This is a genomic window from Amycolatopsis panacis (assembly GCF_003600245.1).
GTDB classification, from domain to species: Bacteria; Actinomycetota; Actinomycetes; order Mycobacteriales; family Pseudonocardiaceae; genus Amycolatopsis; species Amycolatopsis sulphurea.
Genome location: NZ_QZFV01000065.1, coordinates 201,966 through 217,213 on the forward strand (window position 1 = coordinate 201,966; position 15,248 = coordinate 217,213).

Here is a 15,248-nt window from a genome sequence, read left to right on the forward strand (position 1 = left end):
GGAACGGAGAAACTCAGATGAACGAGATTTCCTTTGCCGACACGGGTGAGCAGTTCGCCGACCGGGCCGGCGCCGGCTTCGGTGAACTGGCCGCGGACGAGCTGCGGGAGACCCGCACGCCGTCGCTGCTGAGCAGCGGCTTCATCTGCACCCTCACTGCGGAGTGCAACTGCTGATCCGCATCAGGAATGCGCCGGCCGGCCCGGGCCCGTCCGCCCGGGCCGGCCTCGGAGAAGGGAGAACACCGGTGATTCCCGGAAGCGTGGCAAGGTCGAGTTTTCTGCATGAGCGGATCGCCGTGCCCGGGGACGGTGCCGAACCCGATCCCGGGGAAATGCGCCGGTGGCAGGATTCCGCGTATCTCGACGAAAAGACTTTTCACCGGCGCCTCAGCGCGGCCGGGCACACCGCGGAATCGTTCGCCACGCTCATCACCGCGGTGAGTTATCGCGCCGCGGACACGGTGCCCGACTGGCCGGGCGAGTTGCGCGCCGCGCTGGCCGCGAAGCCGTTCTCCCGGGACGAACCGCGAAAGACCCGGCTGTACGGGGAAACCTACGACGAGCTGCTGTTCGCCGGCGTGGTCCGCCCGATCTCCGATCACTATGCGGAGCGGCTCGCTGTCGAGCTGCGCCGGTCGCCGCTGAAGCATTCCTGTGCGCCCACGGTGCTCGGGGCGTTGGCCGTGGATCTGGACGACCTGCTCGTCACGGTGGTGCACCGGCCGTTGATCACCGAGGTGCACCGGTTCCGGGAGGTCGGGCTGCTTCGCGGTGCCACCTCACGGGATCGCTACCTCGACTACGACACCCGGATCCTGGCCGATCCGGGCTATCTCGCCGGGCTCTGGCGCCGATATCCGGTGCTCGGCCGGATGCTCGTCGAAGCGGGCCGCACCTGGGTGGAGTCGAGTCGTGAGACGCTGCGCCGATTCGATCAGGACCACGTCCTGTTGCGTGAGACGGAGCTGCTGCCGGTGGACGCGGGCCCGCTGGTCGCGATCCGGCCGGGCCTGGGGGACCGGCATCATCACGGCCGGACGGCGAGCCTGCTGGAATTCCAGGACGGCACCCGGCTGGTCTACAAGCCGCGGCCGGTCGAGCCCGAGCAGCTCTACGCCCGCGCCGTCGAAGTCCTCAATGGACTGACCGGATCGGGGTTGCGTGCCGCGAAGGTGCTGGCCCGTCCCGGATACGGCTGGTGCGAACACGTGGCGAGGAAGGACGCCGCGGAACCTGCCGCGCTCGACCGCTTCTACCACCGGCTCGGCGCGGTACTGGCCGTGCTGCACGTGTTCGGCACCACCGATCTGCACACCGGCAATCTCATCGCGGCCGCCGACCAGCCGGTGCCGATCGATCTGGAGACTGTCTTCCAGCCGCCGGACACCCCTGGCCCCGAGGCCACCGGCGCCTACGACCGGGCCGTGGACCTGCTGGGGCGCAGTGTGCTCGCCACGGCGATGCTGCCGCAGCGGGCATTCGGTGACGGGGTCAGCCCCGGGGCGGACTTCAGCGCGATCGGCGGAGGGGGACGATGCCGCTCGGCCCGTCCGCTGCCCTGGCTCACCGGCGCGTTCACCGACGAGCCCGCGATCGAGGCACGTCATCGTGAACTCGGCGAGTCGTCCGGGCGGCCCACCGTGGCCGGCGTGCCGGCGACGCCAGGGCCGCACGCGCCGGCGATCCTGTCCGGCTTCACCGAGGCCTACGACGCCATCGCCGCGCACCGGGACGTGTTCGCCGCGCTGGTCGGGGAATTCGCCTCGACGCCGATCCGGGTGGTTCTGCGCAACACCCGGCGCTACGACCTGTTCCTCTACGAAGCCCGGCACCCGCGTTATCTGCGGGACGGCAAGGACCAGGACGAGCTGCTCGACAAGCTGTGGACCGCGGTGCGCGACCGGCCGTCGCTGGCGCCGGTGGTCGAGTCCGAACGCCGTCAGCTGCTCGCCGGCGACATCCCCAGCTTCACCTGCCGGGCCGATTCCCGGCATCTGCGGGCCGAGAACACCGTGGTGGCCCCGGATTACTGGGCCGAGCCGCCGATCCGCCACGTGGAGCGGACCCTGGCCGGGCTCGGCGGTACGCATCGCGCGGTCCAGCTGCAGATCATCGCCGACTCGCTGTCCGCGCTCCCGGGTTGCCCGCCCGCTTTGGGGGAAACGGTGCCGTCGGCCGGGGGCACCTCGGTGGCCGAGCTGGCCGAAGCAGGTCTGGACCACTTGGCGGAAGGCGCGCTGACCGGCCGGGACGACGTCACCTGGATCGGCATCGGCCTGGACGGGGCCGCCGACGAATCCCTCACCTTCAAGCCGCTGTCTACCTCGCTCTACGACGGGCTCGCCGGCATGGCGCTCGTCTACACGCACGCCGCGGCGCTCACCGGGTCCGCTCGCCATGCCGACCTCGGCCGGCGGGCACTACAGCCGGTCCTCGCCGAGCTGACGCGCTTCGCCGAGTCCGGCGGCAGCCTTCCGCTCGGCGCCTACGCCGGGCTGGCCGGCGCACTGTACACAGTGGACCAAGTGGGCCGGTGCACGGCAGACGACGCGCATCGCGTGCTGGTGGCGGCCGTCGCCGGACGTCTGCACGACGCGGTCCGGACCACTACGTCACCGGACCTGATCTCCGGCGTCGCGGGCTGCCTCGCGGTCACAGCCGCACTGGAGACCCGCACGGAGACCGAGCAGGCGACGCTGGCGAAGCTGGCCGCGGCGTGCGTGGAACGGCTCGGGGAGCTGGCCGTGCCTGCCGGTGGTGGTGTCGGCTGGGCGCCTCGCCCCGGTGACCCGTTGCTCGGTGGATTTTCCCACGGCAGCGCCGGAATCGGCTGGGCGCTGCTGCGCGCGGGCGCCCGGTTCGACGACCCGTCCGCCACCGAACTGGGCCTGCGGGGCCTCACCTACGACGCGTCGCTCCGGATTCCCGGCCGTCCGGTGTGGCGGGATCTGCGCGATTTCCCGGACAATACCGGCAGCGGCCAGCGGCACCCGACGCTGTGGTGCCACGGCGCGACCGGAATCGGGATCTCGCGCCTGCTGGCCTACCGGATCACCGGCGAACAACGGTTCCGGGAGGAAGCCGCGGCGGCGGTGACCGCGGTCGCCGAGGCGGGTGCGCTGCCCGGTCAGTCCTTGTGCCACGGCACCGCCGGCTCGATCGAGTTCCTCACGCTCGCCGCGCAGGTGCTCGACGGCGACCCGGCGGCCGATCTCGCGGCCCGGCACCGTGCGCTCCTGCTGAGCGGCCTGTGCACCGGGATCCGGGCGGAGGGGTTCACCTTCGGCAAGGTCAGCGGCACCAACGTGCCCGGCCTGATGATGGGCAAGGCGGGGGTCTGCCTGACCCTGCTGCGAGCCGCGTGGCCGGGGCGGGTCCCCTCGCCTTTGTGGCTCGCGGAGGGTGCGGCGCGGCCGGCTGCGCCTACCCCTGCCGAAAGCTGTGAAGGGTCCCTTCACAGCCTCAGGGACCGTGAAGGGACCCTTCACAGCCTTTTCCGGGAGCCGCGACGCGGCCGTGGGCCGCGTCCGAAGGAGGTTCGGTGATGACCACTCCACTACCCGGCTGCCGCCGTCGGCACCGTCCGGCGCCGCGGTGCCGGGGACCGCGCCCGGTCGGAGCGCGTCGGTGACCCGGCCCGAGCCACCCCCGGAGATCGCCGATCATCTTGCCGGGCAACGGTTCCTGGTGATCGGTACCGGAGCGCCCGCCGTCTCCGCGCTGCCCGCGGGGGTGCTGGAGCTGGAGGCGCTCACCGGCGGCGGGCCGATCCGGATCGCGCTCACCCGCCAGAGCCTGCGTTTCCTGACGAGGACCACGCTCACCGCGGTGACCGGGCGCAAGGCCTTCGTCGACGAATGGGGGACGGACGAGCCGCTGAACCCGGATCACGTGGACATCGCGCAGTGGGCCACCGTGATCCTCGTCTACCCGGCGACGCTGCACTTCCTGTCGAGGCTGGCGCTGGGCCAGTGCGACACCCCGGTCATGCTGGCGCTGCAATGCACCACCGCGCCGATCGTGCTGGCGCCTTCGCTGCCGCCGGGCGGTTTCGAAAGCGCCGCCTACCGGGATCACCGGCAGCGCCTCGAAACCCGGCCGCACATCCGCATCGCCGAGCCGCGAGCCGGGTACAGCATGCGGACGGGGGCGGACAACGTCGGCGCGCCCTGCCCGTTCGGTGAACTGCTCCCGCTCGTCACGGCGCTGCTGGCGGAACGGGGCCAAGGATGACCGACCAGCACGGAATGCCGGACATGCCGATGCACATGCGGCGGTGCGGGGTCGACCCGGTGCCGGAACTCCACGCCTGCCGCGCGCGGGCCGAGCTGTCCACTGTGGACACCGAGTTCGGGCAGCCGGCCTTCCTCGTCACCCGGTACGAGGACGTGCGCGCGGTGCTCGGGGACAGCACCCGGTTCAGCAACGCCGCCGACTTCTCGCGCAGGCGCGGCGCCGAGCCGGCCTCGCCCGAGCAGCTCGCCCGGGCCAGGGCGGGCAACATCCTGGTGCAGGACCCGCCGGAGCACACCCGGCTGCGCCGGTTGCTGGCCAGGGAATTCACCCAGGCCCGGATGCGGGATCTGCGGCCGCGCATCGAGATAATCGTGGACGCCCGGCTGGACGCGCTGGCCGCCGCGGGCCGGCCGGCGGACCTGGTCACGGAGTTCGCGATGCCGATCCCGCTGCTCGTGATCTGCGAGCTGTTCGCCGTTCCGGAAGCCGACCGCGCGGAGTTCCAGGCCCGCTCGGGCCGCCTGTTCGACGTCTCGTTGGAAACCGGGAGCCGGCTGGCAGCGGCGCGGGAGAACCGGGAGTACATGGCCTCGCTGGCCGCGGCGGCGCTGGCCGCACCGGGCGAGGACATCCTGGGCAGGCTGGTCCGCGACCATCCGGACGAACTCACCCGCGACGAGCTGACCGGCATCGCCACGCTGGTGCTGGTCGCCGGACACGAGACCACGGCGAGCATGCTCGCGCTCGGCACCCAGGCCCTGCTATGGCATCCCGACCAGCTGGCACTCGTCCGGGACGACCCGGCGGCCGTCCGGCCCGCGGTGGAGGAGCTGCTGCGCTGGCTGTCGGTCGTCCATTCGGCGACACTGCGGCTGACCACCGCGGAGATCCGGCTGCAGAACACCACCGTGCCCAAGGGGAGCCTCGTCCTGTGCTCGCTGCCGGCGGCCAACCGCGATCCCGCGTACACCCCGGATCCGGACCGGCTCGACATCCGGCGCGGCCGGGCGACACACGTCGCATTCGGGCACGGCTTGCACCACTGCCTTGGCGCGCCACTGGCCCGGACACAGCTGGAAACGGCTCTGCCACGGCTGTTCCGCCGATTCCCCGGACTCGCGCCGGTCGCCGCCGAACCCGAGTACTCTCCGTACGCGGTAGTCTACGGAGCGCGGAAGCTGCCGGTCACCTGGTGACGCGAGAGGCAGTCCCGCCGGGCCGGGGACGGAGGGAAAGCACTGCGGTGACGGGTGAGCTGAGCGCGACGGCGGCCACGCTGGTGCGTCGCCAGTGGCCGGTCGCGGTGGTGCTGCTGGTCCTGATCGCGGCCGACCTCACGGGCACCAGCTCCTGGACCGCGGGCACTTTCATCGCGGTCACGCAGATGCTCGTCACCTGTGTGCTCGCCGTGCTCTCGGTGCTGCATCCGCAGCGCGTCGCGATCCTCGCCGCGCTGGCCGTGATCATCGGCAGTGCGCTGCTCACCAGCGTCGAACACGGCTCGGTGGGCCTGCACGTCGCCAGCCTGGCCAGTCTCGTGGTCGTCGCGGCCGAGGTGATCGGCTCGAATCCGGCCGCGGCCGCCGGGGGCGCGGCCGCGGTGCTGATCGCGGCGTCGGGCGTGCAGTTCGGCATGCTCGGGGTGGCCGCCGGTATCCGCCCGGTCGAACTCACCGGATTCGGGCTGGCGTTGTGCGCGGGCAGCGTGCTCGGCGGGCTGTTCCTGCGCGGCCGGGTCGCCGATCGGGCCAGAGCCGCCGCCGCGGAGGTCGCCGCGGCCCGTCAGGCGGAGCGGCTGGCGATGGCCCGCGAGGTGCACGACGTGGTGGCGCACCACGTGACCAGCATCGTGGTCACCGCGAACGCGCAGCGCTGGGCGAACCGGGACGACGGGACCGGTTCGCCGTTCGTCGAGCTGATCGTGCGCGAAGGCACGGCGGCGCTCGAAGCGACCCGTCAGCTCGTCCAGACCCTGCGGTTCGAGGACAGCCCGGGCAGCACCGATCTCGCCGACGCCGTGGCGCAGGCCGCCGGACGCTGCGCGGTGCCGGTGGACGTGCGGATCGATCTGCCCGAACGGCTGCCGGGCGAGCTGCAGAGTTCCGCGCTGCGCATCGTCACCGAATCGCTCACCAACGTCAGCCGGCACGCGCGGGACGCCACCCGGGCCGTCGTCGAAATCGCTGTCACCGGCGCCGGACGGCTTTGCGTGCGGGTGCGCGACGACGGGGCGCCGGGCACGCGGGGCCGCCCGGAGCGGCGCCGGGGATACGGCATCGTCGGCATGGTCGAGCGTGCGCAGCTGCACGGAGGCGAGCTGCACGCGGGCCGGTCGGACACCGGCTGGGAGGTCGAGGCGATGCTGCCGGTGCGCAGGCCGTGATCAGGATCCTGCTGGCCGACGACCAGGAACTCGTGCGCGCGGGATTCCGGTTCATCCTCGACAGCCACGAGGATCTCCAGGTCGTGGCCGAGGCGGGGGACGGGGTGGAGGCGCTGCGGCTGGCCAAGCAGACTCAGCCGGACGTGTGTCTGGTGGACATCCAGATGCCCCGGCTCGACGGGCTGACCCTGACCCGCCGGCTCACCGAGCTGCCCGCCGCGCCGAAGGTGGTCATCCTGACCACCTTCGATCTGGAGTCCTACGTCACCGAGGCGCTGACCAACGGGGCGCTCGGTTTCATTCTCAAGCATTCCGAACCCGAGCTGCTGATCGCCGGGGTACGCGCGGCCGTGCGCGGGGACGCGTTGCTCTCCCCGCAGATCACGCTCACCCTGCTGACGAAACTGAAAGGTATTCGATCGGGCGCCGGGCCGGGCCCGGACGTGCTGACCGAACGGGAACGCGAAATCGTCGCGGCGGCCGGAAAGGGGCTCAGCAATACCGAGATCTGCGCGGAAATCCACCTTTCTCTCTCGACGGTGAAAGGGCACCTGACCACGGCGCAGCAGAAGATCGGCGCCCGCAATCGGGTCGAGGTCGCCGTCTGGGCCTGGCGGAACAACCTGGTGGACGATCCGCGCTAACGGGGCGCCCGGCTACCCGGGATGTGGCACGGATTCCGGATCGCCGCGTCGTCGCGGCGGAGGATCGCCAGGTGCAGCCGGACCATCTCCGCGGAGGGGTCGAGACCGTGGTCGGCCAGGGTGGCGACGGCCTCGTGCCACGCACCCATGGTGGCGTCGAGATCCCCGCCGAGGTAGGTCACGCGCAGGAGCAGGCACCAGGCCCCTTCCCGCAACGGCGCGCTGCGCAGCAACTCCCGGAGACCGGGTACCAGCTCCAGCGTATGACCCAGCTGGAGCAGGGATTCGGCGTATCGTTCGCGCACCGTGAGGCACCGCTCGTGGTAGGTCTCGAACAGGGCGTCCAGCCGTCTCGACCCGGCGCATCCGGGGCCCAGCGGGCCGCGCCACGCGGACAGCGCGGCGCGGAAATGCCGCGCCGCACCCCGGCGGTCACCGGCTCTTCGCTGCTGATCACCGTGTTCGGCGTGGTGCTGGAAATGCCGGACGTCCACCGCGGCGTCCGGGATCTGCAGCGCGTAGTGGCAGCCCGCGCCCTTGAGTGTCACCAGTGACTCGCCGAGCACCGGATCGATGGCGGCGAGATCGTGGCGCAGCCGGGAGATGTACCCGCGCAGGTTGACCGGCGCCGACCGCGGGCACTCGTCCCACAGGAGATCGAGCAGCCGCTGGCGGCACACGTAGCGGCCGTTTTCGAGCACCAGCGCGACGAACACGGCGCGCAGCGCGCCCGGCCGGATGGGCTGGACGGTGCCGCCACCGGCCACCTCCACCGAGCCGGACAGCCGGATCACCGCCGGCGCGTGCGTGGCCGGAAATCCCAGCTCGCCGGAACCGGACGGGATGGCCGGGACGGGTATGTCGATCTGACAACTTTCGGTACTGGACATGCGAATCAGACGCGCTCCCCTCGTCCCGCCCGGTCGCCGGGACCGGCCCCGAGCCGGAACTTCGCACGGATGGCTGGGTTGTGCTCGCAGACTGGTTTTCCTGCGGATCCCGCCGCGCTTTACCGCCCGGCGGCAGAGATCCCCGGCAGTCTGCTTTCCTGGCGGGTCCTCGGCGGATTTCCGATCTCGCGGGCGTGCTCCACCGCGTCGGTGCGTCCGGGCATCGAGAAAATCGTGAAGACCACGACATCGCCCCCCAACGGCGCAGGCCGACCGTCGACCAGGGAGCGGTACGGGTGTCGCACTGCCCCCTCAGCGCACTGAATCGAGATTACTCAAAGATCAGTGATCAACGAATGATCCGTTCAGGTGTTTTTGTTCCCGAAAGAATCATAAGTAATGGCGAAGGCAGTTCGTCATCGTGGAATAATCCATAGGCCTCCCCGTGGTCCGGCGACCTCGGCATCGAGTCGCAGTTTTCGGCCGGCCCTCCGGCGGCTCACCGGCGAGCGCCGTCACCAAGTGGTCACCATGCGTATCCGTGAGGCTTCGCGGCGAAGCGGTCGGCACTCGTGAGTGATGTGTGTCACATCAATGCCTTGGCTCGCTCACCTCGCACACAGGTCCGGAAGGCGTCGGCAACCCCTGTCGGCGGCCCCTATCTGCGCCCCACCCCAGTAGTCCCGCTCGCCCGGCAACACTCCGGCAAATGTGCTACTTGTCACACAGCGCGACGCGAGGCAGAGTCGTGAGGGACGAGGTGATTCCTCGGCCCGCACTGCACGGCCCCACCCACCAGGGAGGCTATCGATGTCCACCACAGAACTCTCCGAACTGCGACGCACCATCGGCCAGTTACGGCAGTGCGTGGGCGCCCTGCGCTCCCGATACGGCGACGCTTCGGCGGTGCGGCGGCTGGCCAACGACGTCGAACGGCTCGACATCGACACCGCCGAACTCGACGACCATCCGCAGGCGGTCCCCGTGCAGGCGAAACCCGCGGAGCGGGTACCCGTCCCGGACACCCCGTACGACCCGGCGCTGTGGAGCGGCGCCGATGACGAAGGCGTCGGCGGCTACAAGCGCGATCAGCGGTGAGCGCGCCCGCTGACGAAGACGTCAGCCGGGCCGGTACCGGCGTCCGCTCCCCGGGGCGGGCGCGCCTGGCCGAGCGCACGCTGCGCACCGACCGGTGGTGGTTGCAGCCGCTGCTGACTGTGCTGGGGCTGGCCACTTTCATCGTCTACGCGACGATCCGGGCCTTCGTGCGTACCGCGTACTGGGTGCCGGATTACCACTACCTGACGCCGTTCTACTCGCCCTGTGTCTCCACTTCGTGCGTCGAGGGATCGAGCCACTTCGGGCACTGGTTCGGCGACTTTCCCAGCTGGCTCCCGCTCGGCACGCTGGTGCTGCCGTTCCTGCTCGGCTTCCGGCTGACCTGCTACTACTACCGCAAGGCCTATTACCGCTCGGTGTGGTTCTCGCCGCCCGCGTGCGCGGTGGCCGAGCCGCACGCGCGCTACACCGGGGAGACCCGGCTGCCGCTGATCGTGCAGAACGTGCACCGGTACTTCTTCTACGTCGCGGTGCTCGTGTCGCTGGTGAACACCTACGACGCGATCATGGCCTTCCACAGTCCCAGCGGGTTCGGTTTCGGGCTGGGCAACCTGATCCTGGTCGCGAACGTGGTGCTGCTCTGGGCCTACACGCTGTCCTGCCATTCGTGCCGGCATGTCACCGGCGGGCGGCTCAAGCATTTCTCCCGGCATCCCGTCCGGTACTGGATCTGGACGCGGGTGACCAAGCTGAACACCCGGCACCAGACGCTCGCCTGGATCACGCTCGGCACGCTCGTGCTGACCGATCTGTACGTGCTGCTGGTCTCCAGCGGCGCGATCGCGGATCCGCGGTTCGTCGGCTAGCCTCCGCTCCCTCCCTTCGCAGTCAAGACCCCCCAGCTTCGAGGTGGCTCACTTCATGACCGAGGTCGAACGGCACAGCTACGACGTGGTGGTGATCGGTGCCGGCGGCGCCGGTCTGCGCGCGGTGATCGAGGCGCGCGAACGCGGCCTGCGGGTGGCGGTGGTGTGCAAATCGCTGTTCGGCAAGGCGCACACGGTGATGGCCGAGGGCGGCTGCGCGGCGTCGATGGGCAACGCGAACCCGAACGACAACTGGCAGGTGCACTTCCGCGACACCATGCGTGGCGGGAAGTTCCTCAACAACTGGCGGATGGCGGAGCTGCACGCGAAGGAGGCGCCGGACCGCGTCTGGGAGCTGGAGACCTACGGCGCGCTGTTCGATCGCACCGCCGACGGCCGGATCAGCCAGCGCAACTTCGGCGGGCACACCTACCCGCGGCTCGCGCACGTGGGGGACCGGACCGGGCTCGAACTGATCCGCACCATGCAGCAGAAAATCGTTTCGCTGCAACAGGAGGACTTCAAGTCCTCCGGTGATTACGAAGCCCGGATCCGGGTGTTCGCCGAGTGCACGGTCACCGAGCTGCTGCTCGACGGCGGCGCGGTCGCGGGCGCGTTCGGCTATTGGCGGGAGAGCGGCCGGTTCGTGCTCTTCGAGGCGCCCGCGGTGGTGCTCGCGACCGGTGGCATCGGGAAGTCTTTCAAGGTCACTTCGAACTCGTGGGAGTACACCGGCGACGGGCACGCGCTGGCCCTGCGCGCGGGCGCGAAGCTGATCAACATGGAGTTCGTGCAGTTTCACCCCACCGGGATGGTCTGGCCGCCGAGTGTGAAGGGCATCCTGGTCACCGAGGGCGTACGTGGCGACGGTGGTGTGCTGAAGAACGCCGAGAACCAGCGGTTCATGTTCGGGTACGTGCCGGAGGTGTTCAAGGGCCAGTACGCGGACAGCGAGGAAGAGGCCGACCGCTGGTACGCCGACACGGACAACAACCGCCGCACGCCGGACCTGTTGCCGCGCGACGAGGTGGCCCGGGCGATCAACTCCGAGGTCAAGGAGGGCCGGGGTTCGCCGCACGGCGGGGTGTTCCTGGACATCGCCAGCCGGCTGCCCGCCGAGGAGATCCGGCGCCGGCTGCCCTCGATGTACCACCAGTTCAAGGAACTCGCCGACGTGGACATCACCAAGGAGGCGATGGAGGTCGGCCCGACCTGCCACTACGTGATGGGCGGGGTGGAGGTCGACCCGGACACCGGGGCGGCGAGCGTACCCGGGCTGTTCGCCGCGGGCGAATGCTCCGGCGGCATGCACGGGTCCAACCGGCTCGGCGGGAACTCGCTGTCGGACCTGCTGGTGTTCGGCCGCCGCGCGGGACTCGGCGCCGCGTCCTATGTGGACGGACTGGGTGCGGCGCGGCCGAAGGTCGCCGAGTCCGATGTGGACTCCGCGGCGAAGACCGCGCTGGCTCCGTTCGACCCGCCCGCCGAAGGCGCCGCGGAGAATCCGTACTCGCTGCACACCGAACTGCAGCAGTCGATGAACGATCTGGTCGGCATCATCCGCCGGGCGCCGGAGATCCGGGAGGCACTGGCGAAACTCGGCGAGATCCGGGAACGGATGAAGCGGGTCACCGTGGAGGGGCACCGGCAGTTCAACCCCGGCTGGCACCTCGCCGTCGACCTGCGCAACATGCTGCTGGTCAGTGAATGCGTGGCCCGCGCGGCGCTGCTGCGCACGGAGAGCCGCGGCGGGCACACCCGCGACGACTACCCGGGCATGGACGCCGAATGGCGGCACAAGCTGCTGGTCTGCTCCGCGGTGGCCGGGCCGGATCCGGTGATCCCCGGGGTCGAGGTGGCCGAACAGGAACAGCTCCCGCTGCGCGCGGACCTGCTGGAGCTGTTCGAGCTGGACGAGCTGGGCAAGTACTTCACCGAGGCCGAGCTGGCCGGGCATCCGGGGAGGACGGCATGAGCTACCAGGCGAGCTTCCGCGTCTGGCGGGGCGACGAGGCCGGCGGCGACCTGCGGGACTACCGGGTCGAGGTGAACGAGGGCGAGGTGGTCCTCGACATCATCCACCGGCTGCAGGCCACCCAGGCCGCCGATCTGGCGGTGCGCTGGAACTGCAAGGCGGGCAAGTGCGGATCCTGCTCGGCGGAGATCAACGGCAGGCCGCGACTGTTGTGCATGACACGGATGTCCACCTTCGCCGAGGACGAGGTGATCACCGTGACGCCGTTGCGTGCCTTCCCGGTGATCCGCGACCTGGTGACCGACGTGTCGTTCAACTACACCAAGGCCCGCGAGATCCCGTCGTTCACCCCGCCGGCGGGCCTGGGGCCGGGCGAGTACCGGATGCGGCAGGTGGACGTCGAACGTTCGCAGGAGTTCCGCAAGTGCATCGAGTGCTATCTGTGCCAGAACACCTGCCACGTGGTCCGCGATCACGAGGAGAACAAGGAGAACTTCGCCGGGCCGCGGTACCTGATGCGCATCGCGGAGCTGGAGATGCACCCGCTCGACGCGGCCGACCGGCGCGACGCCGCGCAGGACGAGCACGGGCTCGGCTTCTGCAACATCACCAAGTGCTGCACCGAGGTGTGCCCGGAAGGCATCCACATCACCGACAACGCGCTGATCCCGATGAAGGAACGGGTGGCCGACCGCAAGTACGATCCGATCGTGTGGCTCGGGGACAAGCTGTTCCGGCGCACTCGGTGAACCGGGCGCGCGCGATCGTGCAGGCGCGAGGGCCGGAGGCGTCGTGATCGACGGTGCGCACGTGATCATCTACAGCCGGGATCCGGATGCCGACCGGGCGTTCCTGCGGGATGTGCTGGGGTTCGGGCACGTCGACGCCGGGGACGGCTGGCTGATCTTCGAGCTGCCCCCGGCCGAGGTGGCGGTGCACCCGGCCGACGCTCCTGCCCAGGAGCTTTACCTGATGTGCTCCGATCTCGACGGGACGCTCACCGAGCTGGCCGCGAAGGGCGCCGCGATCGACGGGGATGTGCAGTACGCGAGGTGGGGCACGATCGCACGGATTCGATTGCCCAGCGGCACCACCGTGCCGCTTTATGAGCCGAAGCATCCGCGGGCCGCCGGGCGCTGATCCCGGCCGGCATTCTCGATCTCGTGTGCGCCATCGACCGGGAACTTTGATGGCAGGCTGAATGGTTCCCTGCTTTTCCTGGTGCGGATCCGGCCGATGATTCACGGGTGATCGCCGGCTTCTCGGCGACCGGCCGGGGTACCCGGGTGGGCGCGGCCCGATGCGGTGTCATGGCTCGTGATCCCACGCTCACCCGGGGGTCATCAGCCCGGTGCGGCGTTCGACCATTCTTCGGAGCCGTCGTCATCGTGCGTGCGAATTCCGGTGATCGGCTCACTCGCCTGTGGTGCCGAATGCGACGTTTTTCCGATGTCTGGAGAGGTATTCTCCAGAATATTACGACGTGTGACTACACGGTGTTGTCTCACCCATCCGAGCGGTCCTTTCACTCGTCGATCCGGGGTGTCATTCGATACGCGATGCTGGGTCGGCGGATGGCTGCGTGCCTGACGCGGAATTCGGAATGCGTCCAGCAGGGAGGATCCTTCGGTGGGAAAATACGTGACCAATTTTCGGATTGTGCACCTCGGCTGCGCTCTCGTCGCCGCGGCCGCGCTCATGCCCTCTGGTGGTGCGTCCGCGGCACCTGCCAGGAGCACCACCCCGGCGAGCGTGGCCACGCCGGCCGCGGCCCTGGCCAGCACTCCCGCCGATGCCGTCACCAGGTGGCGGCGCCAGAACTGGCCGCAGGCCAGGGGCTGGCGCCAGATCAGCGGCGTCTACTGCTTCGCGGGCGGTGAGTTCGGCGACCACGACCACCAGCTCCGAAGCAAATACGCCCCCTTCCACGAGTACGACGTCCAGTGCTACAAGACGACTTCGGAAAACCGCGGCACGGAACGCATCGTGGTCGGAGCCCTGGACAAGAGCGGTCAGCCCTCCTGTTATTCCTATACGCCCGACCACTATCGCACCTTCCGGCAGATCGGCGCGTTGCGGGACTGTGCCGCGGCGTGAGCCGAATCCACGATTCGTCATCGAAAGGAGCTGCCGAATGCCGGATTTCGACTTCTACAAGGGTGTGAAAGACGATGAGCACCTGAGCAGGAACTTCTCGGAGTCCACCACGCTGAAGACCGTGCGGGACGCCTTGCAGGCCGCGAACTTCATGCCGCCCGACGCGCCGAACGGCCCGCAGTACCGCTTCCTGAACCAATACGCGTCGAGCGAAGAGATCTCCAAGAACAAGGCGATCATCGAAAAGAACCTCGAAGACGAGCTGTCCCTCAAGAAGGCCATCGTGCCGTCTCGGAACTCGGTCATCATCACCGACATCAAGGGCAAACTGCCCGATCTCGTGGGGACGTCCACCGAGTGGCTGCAGGATCGGAAGCTCAAGGTCCGGGTTCGCTTGAACACCACCGACCCGGAGGCCAGGAAGCAGAACGAGAAGATCGGCGCCATGACGCCGCTCGTCCTGTCGAATGTGCATCCCACGACCGATACGCCGGGTCTCTACGAGAACGTCTGTGTGGTCGTGGCCGACAGTGTCGTCGACTTCGACATCAAGGCCTACGGTGGAGCCGGGTTCGGTTTCAAGATCCAGCAGGGCAAGGGCACGATGATCGTCGACGATCTCTACAGCGTCGTGCAGGACAACGCGGAGATGGGCAAGGAGCACATGACGGTCCTGCACCGTTACCAAAGCGAACAGAAGACGATCCAGATAGTCGGCGCGGATACGCAGACGCTGCCCGATCATGACAAGGTGGCCTTTTCGACGGTCACGTTCGCCGCGCGCACCGTGCACTCCTACGATATGGACGGCAAGTCGTACAAGTACGACGAGGGATTCTCCTACACGGGCGACAGCAAAGTCTTCGGTGGCGGTATTTCCGGCGAGGGCATCATTCACGGCGGCCCGATCAAGGGGCCGGATTCGAAGGAAACCTTCGGTGGGATAGAAAATGTCCAGGTCGACCCCTGGGACAAAGCGTCGGGGTCGGTCACCGTCTATTTCTTCGTGTTCAAGGACGAGCAGAGCGCCAAGGTGATCACCGGCGCTTACAATCCGCCGCCCGACCAGACCTGGGAATAGTCCGACAATCGACCC

General features: G+C 69.3%; 14 protein-coding genes. 13 read left to right on the top strand and 1 reads right to left on the bottom strand.

Annotation, left to right across the window (positions count from 1 at the left end; all coding sequences use genetic code 11):
- Positions 1-17: 17 nt before the first annotated feature.
- The 6 genes from D5S19_RS32375 (at position 18) to D5S19_RS07920 (ending at position 7,265) form a co-directional block, all read left to right on the top strand.
- Entirely contained in the window at positions 18-176 is a 159-nt protein-coding gene (locus D5S19_RS32375; protein WP_170069648.1) for a hypothetical protein, read from the top strand.
- A 71-nt stretch (positions 177-247) separates the two neighbouring features.
- Entirely contained in the window at positions 248-3,547 is a 3,300-nt protein-coding gene (locus D5S19_RS07900; RefSeq protein WP_147397355.1) for a type 2 lanthipeptide synthetase LanM family protein, read from the top strand.
- Between the two features lie 82 nt (positions 3,548-3,629).
- Positions 3,630-4,235, top strand: a complete 606-nt coding sequence (locus D5S19_RS07905) for a flavoprotein (protein ID WP_158605506.1) — start codon at positions 3,630-3,632, stop codon at positions 4,233-4,235.
- Complete coding sequence (locus D5S19_RS07910; RefSeq protein WP_120022652.1) at positions 4,232-5,434, top strand: cytochrome P450; 1,203 nt, start codon at positions 4,232-4,234, stop codon at positions 5,432-5,434. The genes D5S19_RS07905 and D5S19_RS07910 overlap by 4 nt, the downstream gene beginning before the upstream one ends.
- A 47-nt stretch (positions 5,435-5,481) precedes the next feature.
- On the top strand, positions 5,482-6,621 hold the full coding sequence (locus D5S19_RS07915; protein ID WP_120022653.1) for a sensor histidine kinase: 1,140 nt from the start codon (positions 5,482-5,484) through the stop codon (positions 6,619-6,621).
- Entirely contained in the window at positions 6,618-7,265 is a 648-nt protein-coding gene (locus tag D5S19_RS07920; RefSeq protein WP_098510477.1) for a response regulator, read from the top strand. The genes D5S19_RS07915 and D5S19_RS07920 overlap by 4 nt, the downstream gene beginning before the upstream one ends.
- Here the strand turns inward: D5S19_RS07920 and D5S19_RS07925 are convergent.
- Entirely contained in the window at positions 7,262-8,155 is an 894-nt protein-coding gene (locus D5S19_RS07925) for an AfsR/SARP family transcriptional regulator (protein ID WP_120022654.1), read from the bottom strand. The two genes, D5S19_RS07920 and D5S19_RS07925, sit on opposite strands and share 4 nt — an antisense overlap.
- Positions 8,156-8,965: 810 nt before the next feature.
- On the opposite strand from D5S19_RS07925, the gene D5S19_RS07935 reads away from it, so the two are divergent.
- The 7 genes from D5S19_RS07935 to D5S19_RS07965 all read left to right on the top strand — a co-directional run bounded on the left by D5S19_RS07935 (position 8,966) and on the right by D5S19_RS07965 (position 15,233).
- Positions 8,966-9,253, top strand: coding sequence for a hypothetical protein (locus D5S19_RS07935; protein ID WP_098510474.1), 288 nt, complete (start codon positions 8,966-8,968; stop codon positions 9,251-9,253).
- The gene (locus D5S19_RS07940; protein WP_120022656.1) at positions 9,250-10,080 is read left to right on the top strand and encodes a hypothetical protein; all 831 of its coding nucleotides are present in this window, start codon (positions 9,250-9,252) and stop codon (positions 10,078-10,080) included. Before D5S19_RS07935 ends, D5S19_RS07940 begins: the two co-directional genes overlap by 4 nt.
- A 55-nt stretch (positions 10,081-10,135) precedes the next feature.
- Positions 10,136-12,055, top strand: coding sequence for a fumarate reductase/succinate dehydrogenase flavoprotein subunit (locus tag D5S19_RS07945; RefSeq protein ID WP_120022657.1), 1,920 nt, complete (start codon positions 10,136-10,138; stop codon positions 12,053-12,055).
- Positions 12,052-12,804 (top strand): succinate dehydrogenase/fumarate reductase iron-sulfur subunit, encoded by a 753-nt coding sequence (locus D5S19_RS07950; RefSeq protein ID WP_120022658.1) that lies wholly within the window; start codon positions 12,052-12,054, stop codon positions 12,802-12,804. Before D5S19_RS07945 ends, D5S19_RS07950 begins: the two co-directional genes overlap by 4 nt.
- A 43-nt stretch (positions 12,805-12,847) precedes the next feature.
- Positions 12,848-13,195, top strand: coding sequence for a VOC family protein (locus D5S19_RS07955; RefSeq protein WP_120022659.1), 348 nt, complete (start codon positions 12,848-12,850; stop codon positions 13,193-13,195).
- 489 nt (positions 13,196-13,684) lie between these two features.
- Complete coding sequence (locus D5S19_RS07960; RefSeq protein WP_120022660.1) at positions 13,685-14,152, top strand: ribonuclease domain-containing protein; 468 nt, start codon at positions 13,685-13,687, stop codon at positions 14,150-14,152.
- A gap of 37 nt (positions 14,153-14,189) precedes the next feature.
- Positions 14,190-15,233: a hypothetical protein gene (locus D5S19_RS07965; RefSeq protein ID WP_120022661.1), complete on the top strand. Its 1,044-nt coding sequence runs from the start codon at positions 14,190-14,192 to the stop codon at positions 15,231-15,233.
- The last annotated feature ends 15 nt before the right edge of the window (positions 15,234-15,248 follow it).

Bases quoted from the DNA above. Each gene is read 5' to 3' on its own strand.
- D5S19_RS07945 (WP_120022657.1), top strand. From the start codon at position 10,136: ATGACCGAGGTCGAACGGCACAGCTACGACGTGGTGGTGATCGGTGCC.
- D5S19_RS32375 (WP_170069648.1), top strand. From the start codon at position 18: ATGAACGAGATTTCCTTTGCCGACACGGGTGAGCAGTTCGCCGACCGG.
- D5S19_RS07925 (WP_120022654.1), bottom strand. From the start codon at position 8,155: ATGTCCAGTACCGAAAGTTGTCAGATCGACATACCCGTCCCGGCCATC.
- D5S19_RS07965 (WP_120022661.1), top strand. From the start codon at position 14,190: ATGCCGGATTTCGACTTCTACAAGGGTGTGAAAGACGATGAGCACCTG.
- D5S19_RS07935 (WP_098510474.1), top strand. From the start codon at position 8,966: ATGTCCACCACAGAACTCTCCGAACTGCGACGCACCATCGGCCAGTTA.
- D5S19_RS07910 (WP_120022652.1), top strand. From the start codon at position 4,232: ATGACCGACCAGCACGGAATGCCGGACATGCCGATGCACATGCGGCGG.
- D5S19_RS07950 (WP_120022658.1), top strand. From the start codon at position 12,052: ATGAGCTACCAGGCGAGCTTCCGCGTCTGGCGGGGCGACGAGGCCGGC.